14 protein-coding genes are annotated in these 14,294 nt (G+C 45.0%); 3 read left to right on the top strand and 11 right to left on the bottom strand.

Translation table 11 applies throughout. The features are described from left to right. Positions 1-51 precede the first annotated feature (51 nt). Positions 52-486, bottom strand: a complete 435-nt coding sequence (gene aroQ / locus ACZ42W_RS08240; protein WP_464169892.1) for a type II 3-dehydroquinate dehydratase — start codon at positions 484-486, stop codon at positions 52-54. A gap of 167 nt (positions 487-653) precedes the next feature. Between aroQ and ACZ42W_RS08235 the strand changes: the two genes are divergently transcribed. Genes ACZ42W_RS08235 through ACZ42W_RS08225 form a run of 3 tightly spaced genes read left to right on the top strand, consistent with a single transcriptional unit; the run spans position 654 to position 5,262 of the window. Further along, entirely contained in the window at positions 654-1,247 is a 594-nt protein-coding gene (locus ACZ42W_RS08235; RefSeq protein WP_464169890.1) for a TetR/AcrR family transcriptional regulator, read from the top strand. A gap of 22 nt (positions 1,248-1,269) precedes the next feature. Next, the gene (locus tag ACZ42W_RS08230; RefSeq protein WP_464169888.1) at positions 1,270-3,924 is read left to right on the top strand and encodes a phosphoenolpyruvate synthase; all 2,655 of its coding nucleotides are present in this window, start codon (positions 1,270-1,272) and stop codon (positions 3,922-3,924) included. 12 nt (positions 3,925-3,936) lie between these two features. Further along, the gene (locus ACZ42W_RS08225) at positions 3,937-5,262 is read left to right on the top strand and encodes an MFS transporter (protein WP_464169886.1); all 1,326 of its coding nucleotides are present in this window, start codon (positions 3,937-3,939) and stop codon (positions 5,260-5,262) included. 62 nt (positions 5,263-5,324) lie between these two features. Here the strand turns inward: ACZ42W_RS08225 and ACZ42W_RS08220 are convergent, their stop codons facing one another. The 10 genes from ACZ42W_RS08220 to ACZ42W_RS08175 all read right to left on the bottom strand — a co-directional run bounded on the left by ACZ42W_RS08220 (position 5,325) and on the right by ACZ42W_RS08175 (position 14,266). Next, on the bottom strand, positions 5,325-5,924 hold the full coding sequence (locus ACZ42W_RS08220) for a LysM peptidoglycan-binding domain-containing protein (protein WP_464169884.1): 600 nt from the start codon (positions 5,922-5,924) through the stop codon (positions 5,325-5,327). 23 nt (positions 5,925-5,947) lie between these two features. Further along, positions 5,948-6,499, bottom strand: a complete 552-nt coding sequence (locus ACZ42W_RS08215; RefSeq protein WP_464169882.1) for a hypothetical protein — start codon at positions 6,497-6,499, stop codon at positions 5,948-5,950. Positions 6,500-6,510: 11 nt separating this feature from the next. Beyond that, the gene (gene pilM / locus ACZ42W_RS08210) at positions 6,511-7,950 is read right to left on the bottom strand and encodes a type IV pilus biogenesis protein PilM (protein ID WP_464169880.1); all 1,440 of its coding nucleotides are present in this window, start codon (positions 7,948-7,950) and stop codon (positions 6,511-6,513) included. Between the two features lie 62 nt (positions 7,951-8,012). Then, entirely contained in the window at positions 8,013-8,774 is a 762-nt protein-coding gene (locus tag ACZ42W_RS08205) for a prepilin peptidase (RefSeq protein ID WP_464169878.1), read from the bottom strand. 28 nt (positions 8,775-8,802) lie between these two features. Continuing rightward, positions 8,803-9,228: a prepilin-type cleavage/methylation domain-containing protein gene (locus tag ACZ42W_RS08200; RefSeq protein WP_464170913.1), complete on the bottom strand. Its 426-nt coding sequence runs from the start codon at positions 9,226-9,228 to the stop codon at positions 8,803-8,805. A gap of 110 nt (positions 9,229-9,338) precedes the next feature. Further along, positions 9,339-10,565, bottom strand: a complete 1,227-nt coding sequence (locus ACZ42W_RS08195; protein ID WP_464169876.1) for a type II secretion system F family protein — start codon at positions 10,563-10,565, stop codon at positions 9,339-9,341. A gap of 12 nt (positions 10,566-10,577) precedes the next feature. Then, positions 10,578-11,609: a type IV pilus twitching motility protein PilT gene (locus ACZ42W_RS08190; protein WP_464170912.1), complete on the bottom strand. Its 1,032-nt coding sequence runs from the start codon at positions 11,607-11,609 to the stop codon at positions 10,578-10,580. A gap of 26 nt (positions 11,610-11,635) precedes the next feature. Beyond that, positions 11,636-13,396: a GspE/PulE family protein gene (locus tag ACZ42W_RS08185; RefSeq protein WP_464169874.1), complete on the bottom strand. Its 1,761-nt coding sequence runs from the start codon at positions 13,394-13,396 to the stop codon at positions 11,636-11,638. Next, positions 13,389-13,805, bottom strand: coding sequence for a hypothetical protein (locus ACZ42W_RS08180; RefSeq protein ID WP_464169872.1), 417 nt, complete (start codon positions 13,803-13,805; stop codon positions 13,389-13,391). Before ACZ42W_RS08180 ends, ACZ42W_RS08185 begins: the two co-directional genes overlap by 8 nt. Next, a complete protein-coding gene (locus tag ACZ42W_RS08175) occupies positions 13,760-14,266 on the bottom strand; it encodes a PulJ/GspJ family protein (RefSeq protein WP_464169870.1) in 507 nt (168 codons plus the stop codon). The genes ACZ42W_RS08180 and ACZ42W_RS08175 overlap by 46 nt, the downstream gene beginning before the upstream one ends. Between the last annotated feature and the right edge of the window lie 28 nt (positions 14,267-14,294).

Raw genomic sequence — 14,294 nt, 5'->3', positions numbered from 1 at the left:
ATTGAGTGACATAAAATCTAAAATTTTCTCTGAAGGTCATGCTTACAGAGACTACTTTTCTAAAAACTCAAGGGCATAGTGCATTGCTAAAGTATAGCTTTTCCTTCCCAAACCGGATATTTGTCCGATACAAACCGGAGCAATCACGGAATTCTTGCGAAATTCTTCTCGGGCATGAACATTCGATAGATGCACTTCAATTGCAGGAACTTGCACCCCAGCTATTGCATCACGAATCGCATAACTATAATGTGTCCAGGCACCAGGATTAATAATTAAAAAATCCTGCTGATTCATCTGGTGAATCCACTGGATCAGCTCCCCTTCGAAGTTGCTTTGCTCTACTTGGATAGGAATTCCCGCGGCTTCAGCCTTTTGAAGCAAATCTCGGTTAATCTCATCAAGTGTTTGAGTCCCATACTTATCCGGCTCTCGTCTACCAAGCAAATTCATGTTGGCGCCATGGAGTACCCAAATTTTTCTCATTTACATTTCCTCCTTTATACGCCATATACCTCAAAATTTTACCATAATTTTTTTCATAAGAACAGAGCTAGCTATACTCTTCTTGACATATTATTAGACACGGTATAATTTTATAGATAGTATAATATTATACCGTGTCTAATAATGATTAAGGAGGATCAACCTCAATGAATAGACGAGCGCGCAAAAAGGAAGAAACACGTTTAAACATCATTGACTGTGCAGTCGATTTGTTTAAGGAGAATGGCTTCGATAAAACCTCCATGGAAAAAATAGCAGAAATAGCCGATATATCCAAAGGGACTCTGTACAATTACTTTCAAGACAAGGAATCGATACTGATCGCCTATTTCCAGTCAATCATCGCTGATTACGGCCAGGAGTTCAGAATACGTCTGAAGGAGATTCAGGGGATACAGGCCAGGCTTAATTTCCTACTGGACTTCATAACAGATCATATATTGGCCAACGATTTGGAGTTAGGAACAATCTATCTAAAATTTAGAATGCGAACCTTATTAGACAACAATCCGTTCGATAATCCTCAACGAAGCGGACTAGAAAATTTCGTATTAGAAATCATGAATGAAGCACAGGAGAATAAGGAAATCAGAGGGGATATTCCCGCCTTAGTGTTAGCAAGGAGTTTTCAATTTCTCGCAAGAAGCTACCTTATTGCTAGTTTATACGCGAATGAGCCCATGGATGTGTCTACATTAAGGAATCAGTTAATCGATATATTTCTAAACGGCGTTAAATAATAAATGGTTGGAGGTAATGATCATGGATAAGAACTTCATCCTCTCCTTTAATGAAATTGATAGCAAAGACTTGCCACGAGTAGGCGGAAAAGGGGCCAACCTTGGTGAGATGACTAAGGCAGGTTTCCCTGTTCCCTACGGATTTTGTGTTACGACTGAAAGCTATAAGGAGTTCATCAAGCATAACAATCTTTCGGATTTCATAGCCCAGGCCATTAGGAAAGCAAGCTTTGATACTATAACTCAAATTGGGCAGGAAATCAGGGAAAAAATTAGTCTGTCGGAGATTCCTGGACAGGTTGAGCAATCAATCATAAAAGCAATTGATAAGGAAGGTGCAGACCTCTATTATGCGGTGAGATCCAGTGCCACGGCAGAAGATTTACCCTTCGCCTCCTTTGCTGGTCAGCAGGACACGTATCTCAATATCAAGGGAGAAAAATTCCTCCTTAACTGCGTCAGAAACTGTTGGGCCTCATTATTTACAGATCGTGCCATACTCTACAGGATTCAAAACAATATTGAACATGATACGGTTCAAATGTCAGTCATCATCCAGAAGATGGTGCTTCCTGAGGTATCCGGCATCATGTTTACTGCTGATCCTGTATCAGGACATAGGGGAATCCTAACCATAGATGCTAGCTACGGCTTAGGGGAAGCGCTTGTTTCAGGGCTTGTTTCCCCAGACATCTATAAATTCAGAAAGAGTAAGAGCCAGATCGAGAGCGCGATCATAGCAGAGAAACGATTGGCCATTATGCCGATAGAGGGCGGCGGAACCCAAAAGGTCGAGATAACTGGGGAGAAATCTACGAGCCAAGTCATGAGCGATTTTCAGATAAGGAGCTTAGCTGAGCTCGGCATGGCCATAGAAAAACACTACGGCTGCCCTCAGGATATTGAGTGGTGTCTAGAAAAGGGCAAATTCTATATCGTTCAGAGCCGTGCCATCACGTCTCTCTTCCCGTTACCTGAGCCGCAACCACACGATGAGGAGCTTCATGCCTATATTTCCTTTAACCATCTTCAAGTCATGACAGATCCCATCTCCCCTCTTGGTCGAGATATACTGAGACTTTTTCCTCCCGTCGATCGTGAGGCTCGAAGTTCTGAGGACTATAAATATTTGAAATCAGCAGCAGGTAGGATCTATATAGATATGAGCGTGCTTTTACAGCACAAAAAGTTAAGAACAAGACTTACAGCTTTTATGCAAAATGCCGATGCTTTGATGGCCTCTGCATTAAGTGAGCTGGTCAATAGACCAGACTTTGATACCCAAATTCCTAAGAATGAGGAGGCAACAAAGGCTTTAAAGAAATTCTTTCAACCTATATTCATCAATATTTTTAAGAATGTGACCTATAGGAAACCGGAAGGTACCATCACGTTCGTGAACGAGTATATAGAAGAACGCACTAATAAAGCGGAAGAAACGGTCAATAGGGCCAAGCCAGGTATCGAAAGGTTGCAAGCAATCACTGAGGTCGCCAATTTTTATAACGATTTCCAGAAACTCCTTCCCATCTTGGCCCCAGGAATTATCAGTCTAAAGGCACTAGAAGCACTCGAGCAGAAGCTACTGGGAACACGTCACTATGTTGATCTTATCATCAAAGGATTAGAAGGCAATATAACGACAGAGATGGGGCTTTTAACTGGAGATATGGCAGATATCATTAGAAAATCGCCTGAACTCATCCAAGAGTTTGAGAACGAAGACTATACGACTTTACACCTCAGAATTAATAAGCTCAAAGGAAACGATGATTTCAAGCAACTTTATAATGCCTTCATGTCCAAATATGACATGAGGGCAGCCGGAGAGATTGATATGGCCAAGGACCGGTGGATAGAAAATCCCGAACCCTTAGCTAAATCTATCCTGGCTATTGTGAGAACCTCAGAGGAAGGCATCTTCAGAAAAGAATACCAAGCAACAATTACTCGAGCGAAACAAGCAGCAGAAGCACTGGTAGAAGAAATAGAAAACAAGCATGGAAAACTCAAGGCTAAAGTAGCAAAAAGACTCATTCGGCTTCTAAGAAACCATCTGCCTGCACGGGAACATCCAAAATATCTCATCATGAAACTCATCTTGTTATTCAAGAAAGCTTTTCTGGATGAGGCCAAATATTTGGTGCGTGAAGGACTGCTTGCAGAAGAAAAGGATGTATTCTACGTAGGCCTCTGGGAGCTCTATCACGCCCTCCAACATAAGGAAAGCCTGATAAAGCTTGTGGAGCAAAGGAGGGAAGAATACAAGCACTTCAGCAAGTTAAGCGCTCCGCGAGTCCTGACCAGTGAAGGGGAAGCAATAAGTGCCAGCTATAAGAGAGAGAACCTCCCTGAGGGCGCCTTAGCCGGTATGCCTGTATCTGCAGGAGTCATCGAAGGAATAGCCCGGGTCATCACCAATCCTGCAAAAACCTCTCTAAACAAAGGCGAGATTCTAGTTGCTCCTTTTACAGACCCTGGCTGGACACCCCTTTTCATCAACGCCGCTGGCTTGGTCATGGAAGTTGGTGGTCTCTTGACACATGGCACCGTCGTTGCCAGAGAATATGGGATTCCTGCAGTTGTCGGAATCACGGACGCCACGAAGAAAATCAAGACAGGGCAAAAGATTCGGGTGGATGGTAATGCAGGCTTTGTCATCGTAGTGGAAGAATAGGTGGTAGTTCCTATGATCGGATTTGTCGGCTTACTCCTTGGTATGTTTGCGATGAGTATGATGCAACTTATCCTAGCCACCGCTCTGCCGTACATTGTGACAGAGATCGGAGGTAGCAACTTATACAGTTGGATATTTTCAAGTTACATGCTCGCTTCAATTGCTACGATCCCCTTATTTTCAAAGTTGGCCGATATCTATGGTAAACGAAAATTCTTTATCCTGGGCATGAGTATCTTTGCCGTAGGGAGCTTATATGGAGGCTTTTCTCCTAATATGGCCCACTTAATAGGCGCAAGGGTGATTCAGGGCTTGGGAGCAGGGATTATTACTCCTGTATCCATGGCCATGGTTACAGATATGTTTCCGCCTGAAAAAAGAGGAAACATGATCGGTGTTTTTGCCTTTATCCAGCTTTTGGCAAACCTCCTGAGCCCCCTGTTAGGCAGCTACATCACCAAAGAGTTGGGCTGGGACTGGATTTTCTTCCTTAACTTAGGAATGGTCATTGTGTCAAGTCTCTTGGTTGCCCTAGGCGGTAAGTATCAGGAAAGCAAGTCTTCAATGAACCCATCTGAGATAGATATTGCAGGTGGCCTGATTTTTGGAGTCTTCTGTGTGATTACCGTGAGCCTTTCAAATACTTTAAGCAAGCAAGGCCAATGGGGTATCGGAGGGGTATTGCTTCTTCTAGCCCTCTTAAGTACCTCAGTCCTACTTTTCATTATTGAAAATCGTCATAATAGCCCTATCATCAAAATGGAATTCCTCAAAGCCAAGATTATCAGACGCTCCATAATAAGTGCTATCCTAGCGGGAGGGGTAATGTACGGCCTTGTCACCCTACTCCCCTTGTGCGGAATTATTCTCAGTAAACAAGGCTTCAAGATGGATGAAAGTAAGATGCTCCTCCTTTTCATGCTTGGTATCTCCGTAGGACTACTCGTCAGCAGCAGGCTTGCAACTAAGTTCAGGTCAGGTCTTTATACAAAATTCCTTTGGTTAGTGATGTCAGCATGTTCGATAATCCTGCTCTATTCCATCAGTATAGGGAATCTGGTTGTATTTAATCTATTAGAAGTATTGATCGGATTGTGCACCGGCGGAATCATGGCAACCTTCCTTATCAATTCACAGAATGCCATAAAGAGCGAAGACAGGACCGTTCTTAGTGGTTTAATCCAACTGGGCAGATATCTCGGAGCGTCTATAGGGGTTACAGTACTTACCGGAATGCTCCCTGAGATTAGCCTAATCAACGGAATCGGACAGTTTTGGGGAGCGTTTGGACTTCTGGCAGCAATATGTGCCGCCGGGGTGATTAACGAGATTCTATAGATATGCAAGGGGCTTCCCATATTTTTTTTGGGAAGCCCCTCTTAAAATTTGCCGATGTTTAATTATCGTGAAGCCGGAGGCAGATCTGGCCGTATATCAAAGCGAAGTTCACTGGTCTGAGATAGGGCCTGCGTGTCATTTGCTCGTTGCCCGCCTAAGGTGCCACTTTGATTCACACCCTCTTGAGTTCCTGACTGATTCGTACTCCCTTGACTCCCCGCCTTTGTTGCTCCTCCCCCTTCGCTCATTAGGCGTGGGGAATGAATGATATTCACATTACTGAGCATAATCTGCACTTCACAGGGTCCGTTTACGCCCTGGGGTTGAATCTTACGAATTTCTGTCCGTGGAACAGTTAGATGAATTTCATGGGGAATTCGGCTCTCCCCAATCCGTTTGACTCTGAACCTTACCCCTTCAATCTCCATCTCGATATCATCCAGATGATCTCCCGCATACTCTGTTCCTTCATCAAGGCTAACCTCGGCGTATTGTTCACGTCCTTTGGGATTCTTTAATCCAGGAAGGACTATCATTTGTCCAACTTGCAGATAGTTCGGATTCAGCGTTGGATTGGCTTGTATCCATTCTTCACAGGTCCCACCCATGCGTTGAGCCAGCTGGTAAAATGTATCTCCCGGCTGAATACAATATTCAGGCATAGGGCCACCCCCTCTTTTCCATATTATGGTTTAGGGGGATTGTCAGGTTCTTGAAAATAAATTTTGAGAAGAATTTCTCCTCCTGCACTTGTAAGTTTTGCCTCTTGGATATGGATCACCTGGTTAGGAAGGGACTCAATCTTTTCTAAACCCTTTCGAAGGCCCTCCCAAGTCCCTCTTAGGTCAAAACGAACGAGTGCAAAATTCACGAAGGAGGACTGACTTCCTCCCCCATCTCCGAAGCGCTCCAAATTAAAAGAGTGAATTTTCATATCCTCTTTCTTAAAGATTTGAGCACACTGATCAATCATGCTAGGGATGTCCTCAGCAATTGGACCAATATCTATTTTTCCCTCAATTGGCGCATGCAAGGCAGCCTCCTCCCAAGCTTGCTTTTCACCTTGCAGTGACGCAAGTTCACGAAAGAGGGGGAAAAGGCTTCCTCCCATCAGGATAAAAAGAATGAGAACCCCGACGAGCATAATATCTGCATGTTTAGCTGTAGAACGTTCTAGATTAGCTTTTAATGGCTTATTGCGAAACCCTAGTTTCACAGATTTTCTTAGATAGAGCAAGCTCATCTCCCCTATTTCCCTACTCGTTCTGCAATGAACGTGAATGCGATCTGTCCAGCTTCAGAATCACGATTCTCATCCAAATGGTAATTGCTTAACCTTGCTTTCTCCCATCCTAACTGTTGAAGTTGATTTAATAACCTCTGAACTGAAGCCCCCTCAGATGCATTTCCTTGGATAATCAGGGTCTCATCCTTAAGCTCTAATCGGCCAAACAGAATTCCGTTTCCAGTTAAACCCTCTAATAGGGTTAGATTCTCACCCACTGTGGTCGAATTCTCGGCAAGATTAGTCCAAGCCCGATTATGATCACCTTGACTTTTTCTTATTTGCTCGATGCTTTCCCCTGTCGTACGGAGTTGCAGGACCTCTTGATCCAGAGCACTCAATTTATCGGCTGTAGAAACTCGTATACCTAGCTCTGCCAAAGTTAAGGCAAATAATAATCCTACGGCAATCCACTTGTTCCTTTGCCTTATTTTCCTTTTGATTTCTCCTCGCCAAAAATTATGAGGGGATGTCATGGGTTCTTCAAGTGCCATACCTGTCACAGCTAAGAGCTTATCTGGATTGGAGCAGTTTTCCACTTGAGGCAGCGAAGGTATAGCACCATCCAACACTTGAAAGTTCGGCTCTATCCCTCTTTCGAGACTTAGGTATGCACAGATCCTCCGACCTAAATTTTCGGTCTCAACTCCTTGACTCACGACAACCCGTTGAATGTTCACTTGCTCGTGCATGGTTGAAAAATAAGCTAGAATACGTTGAACTTCTAGACCCCACTCTTCTGCTCCGTAATGCTTAGCCGAAGGTGGGATCACCCGTGTGATCTCCGGAATTTGACCTTTATAAAGAATAAGCTGAACCATACCCATTTGTTCTTTGATCAAAAGGGTATAGTCCTCCGCTTTAAAGTTAAGTAACCTTGCCCATGCAATCAGGGAAAACCCGATCATCTCGATGGAAAAGCCAGCGACCTCAAAACTCGCATCGATTCCTGAAAGAACCGGTTTTCTTATCCCCGACAAAATGACACTCAAGCGTCTGGGTGAAGAATTCTCGTCAGAGACAAAGGAATCAGAAACCCTTTCATGCGCCGGGATTGGAATTTCTTCATCTGCGAGATAGGAGAGAAGACGAGCTCGTTCACGCTTAGAAACCCAAGGAAGGGTGTACTCACGAATGAAACTATTCGCAAAGGGGATTCCAATCCGCACCCTAACTCTTCCTTTGGTTCCATGAGCTTCTCGAAGTCTCTCTAATATGCGAGTTAATTCCGTGGGCTGAAGAACTTGCCCCTGCTCGATAATCCCTTGGGGAAGAGGAATAATCTCATATATGACCGGAGTCATATTAATCCCTTCTTTATTCCGCCCTGGGTTATACCACAACCAGCGAATCTCATGATCCGTTAGTTCAACGCTTACTTGTTCGTACTCACGTGATCTCATCTGATTCGATACCCCCCAACCCAACATTCGTCTACGAGAATGAATTAATCACGACGATGCTATTAGAAAGTAGAAAGATAATAAGTGACCAAAGCATCGCCCCAAAAGAAGGCGATCCATGCACCCAAAACGAGATACGGACCAAAAGGAATCTGTTCACGAAAGCCTTTTTGCTTTAATAAGAGCATTGAGCCTCCAATAATAGAACCCGCAAGGCTGGCGATAAAGAGAGCAAGCAGAACCTTAGGAAAACCCAAAAATGCTCCTAAAGCAGCAATAAGTTTCACATCACCCAGTCCCATCCCCTTGGGATAAACCAGAGCAATCAGCCAGAAGAATCCACCCACCCCAAGGGCCGATCCTAGGCTTACCCAGCCTGAAGGATCACCTGGAAGGAGAAATCCTGAAACTATCCCAATCCCCAAGAGGGGAAGAGTGAAGATATCTGGTAAACGGTAGGTATCCCAATCAATCCCCGCGAGCACGAGAAGAACAGAGAGAAAGACGAGATTCACCCCCAGTTGTAGGAATGACCCAGAAGTATCCTGCTTGGCTGCATAGAAGTAAAGTAGTCCATTCGTCAGTTCGAATAAGGGATAGCGTATCGATATTTTCTCCCGGCATTTCGCACATCGTCCACCCAATATCAGATAACTGAGAACCGGAATAAGTTCCCATGCCCTAAGCATATGACCACAAGTAGGGCAATGCGACCCAGGATAAGCAACTGACTCCCCCCTGGGCATTCTGTATATAACAACGTTTAGAAAACTACCAATAATTAGTCCAAAAGCTCCAATAAACAGGCTTAGTTCTAGTCCCACGATGTTAGTCCTTTCAATCAAAATCAACTTAATTTGCAGAGGTCCAAAGCACAGTCTCAAGTTTCGCATCATATGCCCGGACTTCGGCGGCTGAACCATCAGAACTTAAATAAATCATGATGAGATTCGTCTTCGAGTCGGCGGGTATCGTCCCATCCGTCTCGAGTGCAGCTACTGCAAATCCCTTTTTATCCTCAGCTTGCTGTTGAGTCGTGTTTACATCAAGCTTACCGATATACTTTGGAATGAGTACCGTCGATGTAACAGTACCGTTGTTATCATCAGTTAATTGAGCGGGTTTCGGATAAATTCCATTTTCCACCTGATAACGATCTAAAGCCGCTTTTACTTGATGGGCTGTCGCGACATCCGCGTTTTTCCGTGCTGTATCTGAGCTCGCGCTTACCTTCGGAATTGCGATTGCCGAGAGCATAGCTAAGATTACAACTACCATTAAGACCTCGACTAGCGTAAAACCTGACTGAGAGTGAGATTTTTCCTTCCACTTTTCTTCCACTATATATTCTCCCTTTTAAAACAAATTCTCTTCATCGATCCATTGTCCTATTGCAGATGTGTCCCCACATCAAAGATAGGAAGGAGTACCCCAACCGCTACCAATCCGATGATAGCGGACAAGATGACGATGAGAAGTGGCCCTATGATTTGAGGCAAATTCTCCATCTGATCCTCGAGATCCATCCGAAACATCCTCCCCATATGTAGAAGCATCATACTAAGCTGTCCCGATTCTTCCCCCACTTCAAGCATCTGAGAAGCATCGCGTGGGAAACTTTGATTCTGACGAAGAGTCGGTGCCAAGCGTCTCCCTTCACGAGCCGCAACTTCGAGTTGCTTAATCATTTCCTTCATGGGGTAAGTTCGGACCGTTCCACTTGTCAAGTTCAAAGCGTCAATCAGTGGAATTCCAGCTCCAAGAAGAGTGCCCAGCATCTGTGCAAATTGCACACAATCGTTTAGGCGATAGATTCTACCGAAGAGCGGAATGCGACTGAAACCTTCACTTAGTTTCTCCCTCCAAATATCAGGATAACGAAGCCGAAGGATCGAGGGTACACCTATCAAAATAAGAAGTATTATCAGAGCAATATAGGGGATAAACTGCGTTATCTCGAAAATGACTTGGGTTAATAAAGGAAGTTCTGTCTCAAGATTTGAAAAAATCCGCTCGTAAACGGGCAAAACGAACACACTTAAAGCATAGATTACACCAAAAGTAAGCAAAAAAAGAAAACCAGGATAAGCGTAAGCACCGAGTAATTTGCGGCGGAAGATAAACTTCTCTTCAAGTTCGACTGACATTTGCCCCAGGACATCGGGTAATCTCCCACCTTGTTCTCCGGCTTGAATCATGGCCCGAATATAGGGTGAAGGGGGAGGAATTAGAGAATCGAGTGCCTCTGAAAACTCTGCCCCCGCCTCAAGCTGCTCCTTGACTAAATCCCACGTCTGTAGATTGAACCTAGACCGTTTCTCCTGCACTCCCAGTATTTCAATCGCTTGAAGAAGAGATATCCCACTCTGGAGGAGAATAGATAAACGCTTAGTAATACCCGCCCAAATCCTAAGTTGATCACTCTTCTTATTCAGATAATCCAAAGAAGAAACCAGAGTGTAAAGAACTCTTCGCTCGCGGAGAATCTTCAAAGGGTAGTACCCTTGGGAAAACAACTGTGCTCGTACGTCAGCTGCCCGATTGACCTCCCAAGTTCCCTGAAGAATACGCCCATCCTGATCAAGCGCTTTCCACGAAAAGCTGCGATTACCCATCTTCCATACCTCTTACCGTCCCAGTGTTTGGGTTTTCTCTAGAGCCACCTCATTTGATATACGCCCTGCTCTAAAATGATCCTGAATCGCTTTCTCCATTGATTGCATTCCTAATTTGCCATTGGTTTGAATAACCGTAGGAATTTGATGTGTTTTTCCTTCTCGGATAAGATTCCTCACTGCTGGTGTGACGAGCAGTACTTCCAGCGCCGCAACCCTTCCTTGTTGATCCGCTCGGGGTAATAGCTGTTGTGCTACAACTCCTTGAAGTACTGCTGCCAATTGAACCCGTATCTGCTGTTGTTGATGTGGCGGGAAGACGTCTATCATTCGGTCTACGGCCTGTGTTGCATCATTGGTATGAAGCGTGCTAAAGACCAAATGACCTGTTTCTGCAGCGGTTACAGCGGTACTTATCGTCTCGAGGTCCCTCATCTCACCCACTAAGATGACATCTGGATCCTGACGTAAAACTGATCGTAAGGCATTCGAGAAAGACATCGTATCATTGCCAATTTCCCGCTGATTTACAAGGCTCAAGCGATGCTTATGGAGATATTCAATAGGGTCTTCAACAGTGACAATATGAGAAGAGCGCGTCCGATTGATATAGTCAACCAATGCTGCTAACGTGGTAGATTTTCCACTTCCCGTAGGACCCGTCACGAGCACCAACCCTTTATGGAGGTTCGCTAATTCCACACAAGCAGGAGGGAGTCCTAATTGCTCTGGTGTGGGAACCAGGAAAGGTATTAACCGGATTACAATTCCCACTGATCCACGCTGGCGAAAAGCATTGATCCGAAATCGTCCAACCCCCGGAAGGCTATAGGAAAAATCCAATTCCCCTAACTCTGAAAACTTCTGCGCCTGGGACTCATTCATCAAGGATTGGGCTAATTTCTCAATATCCCCTCGAGCTAACAGTTCCTCTCCAATTCGTGTCAAAGTTCCATCAATCCGCAGAACAGGTGGGCTCTCAACCGTTAAATGAATATCTGACGCACCGCGTTCCGCCGCAAGCTTTAATAGATCATCAATCATGACCACACACTTCACTCCCTAAATATCTAAGTCATTCCAGTTGTTGAATACCATACTTCCTCTAGGCTTGTCAGTCCGTCTTTCACTTTAAGATACCCATCCTGCCGAAGAGGGATCATCCCTGCCGCTATGGCCGCTTGTTCTATGACTCGGGAACTCTTGCGTTCCAAGACTAGGTCTTTAATATCCTGATTATACCGCAGAAGTTCATGAAGGCCGATTCTTCCTGAGTAACCCGTTCCCCGACAGTGTGAACAACCCGTCGCCTGCAAAACCCGCTCCACACCCTTTGGTAAATCCATAGCCCTTTGCTCTAGAGTATTGATATCCCATGGCTTTTTACAGTGGTCACAGAGACGACGAACTAAACGTTGGGACAAGACTCCCCGCACGACCGCAGCCAGTAAATACGGTTCAATTCCCATGTCAAGAAGGCGGGTAAACGCCTCAGAAGCTGTATTCGTATGTAAGGTTGAAAGAACAAGATGCCCCGTCAGAGCAGCTGCAATAGCTATCCTCGCAGTTTCTTCATCCCGTATTTCACCTATCATAATAACATCTGGGTCCTGCCTTAAGATAGAGCGTAATCCATGAGCGAAGGTCAATCCTATTTTTGAGTGCACTTGAACTGGGACCACACCCGGCAATTGGTATTCCACTGGATCTTCGATCGAAACTATATTAAGACTCTCTGAAGTTAATTCACGCAAGAGTGCATAAAGCGTTGTTGTTTTTCCGCTCCCGGTTGGGCCTACTACGAGGATTATCCCATGTGGCTGAGTAATCAGGTTTCGTACCCCCGCCTCTACTTCACTACTCATCCCGAGCGATTCTAAAGAGCGCTGTGCCGTATCGGGATCGAGGATTCGCAGTACTACTTTTTCTCCATAGACTGTTGGCAAACAAGAAACTCTCAGATCAATATTTTTTTCATTCACGAGAAGAGTGGTCCTTCCATCTTGGGGAAGTCTGCGTTCTGATACATCTAAGCGTGACATTATCTTAATCCGTGCGAGCAGATTGCGGGCGACACTGAGTGAGAAAGAACGCTTGGTTTCCAGCTTCCCATCGATCCGATAGCGAACCCGTAAAGCCGTTTCTCCCGGTTCCCAATGGATATCACTGGCTCCGGCTTGAATCGCGTCTCTGAGTAAAGAATCAACGAGTCGAATGGTGGGCGCATCATTTCCCTCTTCAGCATCGAGTCCCTTGATCCGTCCCAAGGATTCTTCAGGACGTTCTTCTTGCCCTGAGGCGAGTTCTGCGATGGATTTTTCAACCGTGAGGTATTTTCTAATCGCAGCCTTGACTTGTGATTCTGTCGCTAAGAAGAGCTCCACACTATAACCAGTCAAAATCCGGATATTATCGACTGCTCGATGATTCGCCGGATCCGTCATCGCCACCTGCAAAATTCCCTCTTCTAAGCCCACTGGAATTAGGAGATAACGCAAGGCGATTTCTTCACTCAGAATCGAGGCGACGCTCGGGTCAATTTCGACTTGAGTCAGATCTATTCTCGGAATCCCCAGATACCCACCTAGCCCATCCAACATTTGATCCTGGGTAAGTATCTTATGCTTAACGAAAATTTCGCCTAGCCGTTCACCCGTTTCTTCTTGCTCCATTAAAGCCTCAGAAAGTTGGCTAGAGTTAATTATTTTATGAGAAATAAGATACTGTCCTAAACCTCCCTCACGAAAAAAGTGATTCCCCTTTTCCGTGAGGAGCATTTTCGGATTTCCTTTACTCTTTTTTGAGATAGCCCAATCATTAATTTTACTCATCGGCATGAAGCTCCTGGTATTCCGTTATTACCCACTGGTCCATACTCTTTTCAAGGTTCACTTCCAGCCTCCGCTTTGCTAAGCCATACCGTGCCATAGATGTCACCTTATAGCCGCTTTGTACCCCCGTTACCATGACGTCAACCGTTCCCTCCCCGAGTATTAGCTGTCCTCCTGGAAAATCTGGGTCTCCCTCTAACTTTACTTTTACCCACTCAATTCCACCTTCAGCCGCATAGACGGCTTGTCGTGAATTCACCTCGCGCCGGACCATTATATTTTCGCGATGCGCTTTAAGGTACATTTCAAAACCATAGGCTGAAAGCATCGTAAAGAGGATAAGTACTAGGAGTGTAACAAAACCTAATTCACGAGTTGGGTCGCTCTTTGCCTGATAAACCCTTGCCATTCGAGTGCCTGGTTTCCTATTTTTCCTTTGAGCGTAACCGTCCATAATCCTGACTCTCCTTTGGAGCACGTCCAATCGATTATTCCACTGACTACCGGATTATGTGCACCTTTGTGAAAGCGATACAAATCTTTGACTCCGTCATAATCCTTGTCTGCAATATAGTACTGATCAGAATAGGTAGCCTGACCTCCTGGGGAAACGGTCAATATCCCAGCGGAGTTCCACTGAACTGACTCAGCCTCGCGAATGGCATCAAGGACCGTTCTTCCAGCATTCATGACGGCATAATGGGCCTCCATTCTCTCTTTTAATGCTTGACCTGATCGCCATTGCTCCGTGAAAAACCGTATGGAGACCGATAGGAGTATTCCCGTGATGAGGAGAGCTAGAATGACTTCCGTTAACGTGAAGCCTGAATCTGATACCTTCATGACGCCTATTCTTTCTTTTTCAAGCATTAGCTTCTTTCCCCTTCTTCTCCCCTTC

This window comes from Desulfitobacterium elongatum (genome assembly GCF_055378975.1).
The sequence above is the reverse complement of the archived record's forward strand: the minus strand, read 5'-3'. Positions and strand labels throughout refer to the sequence as shown.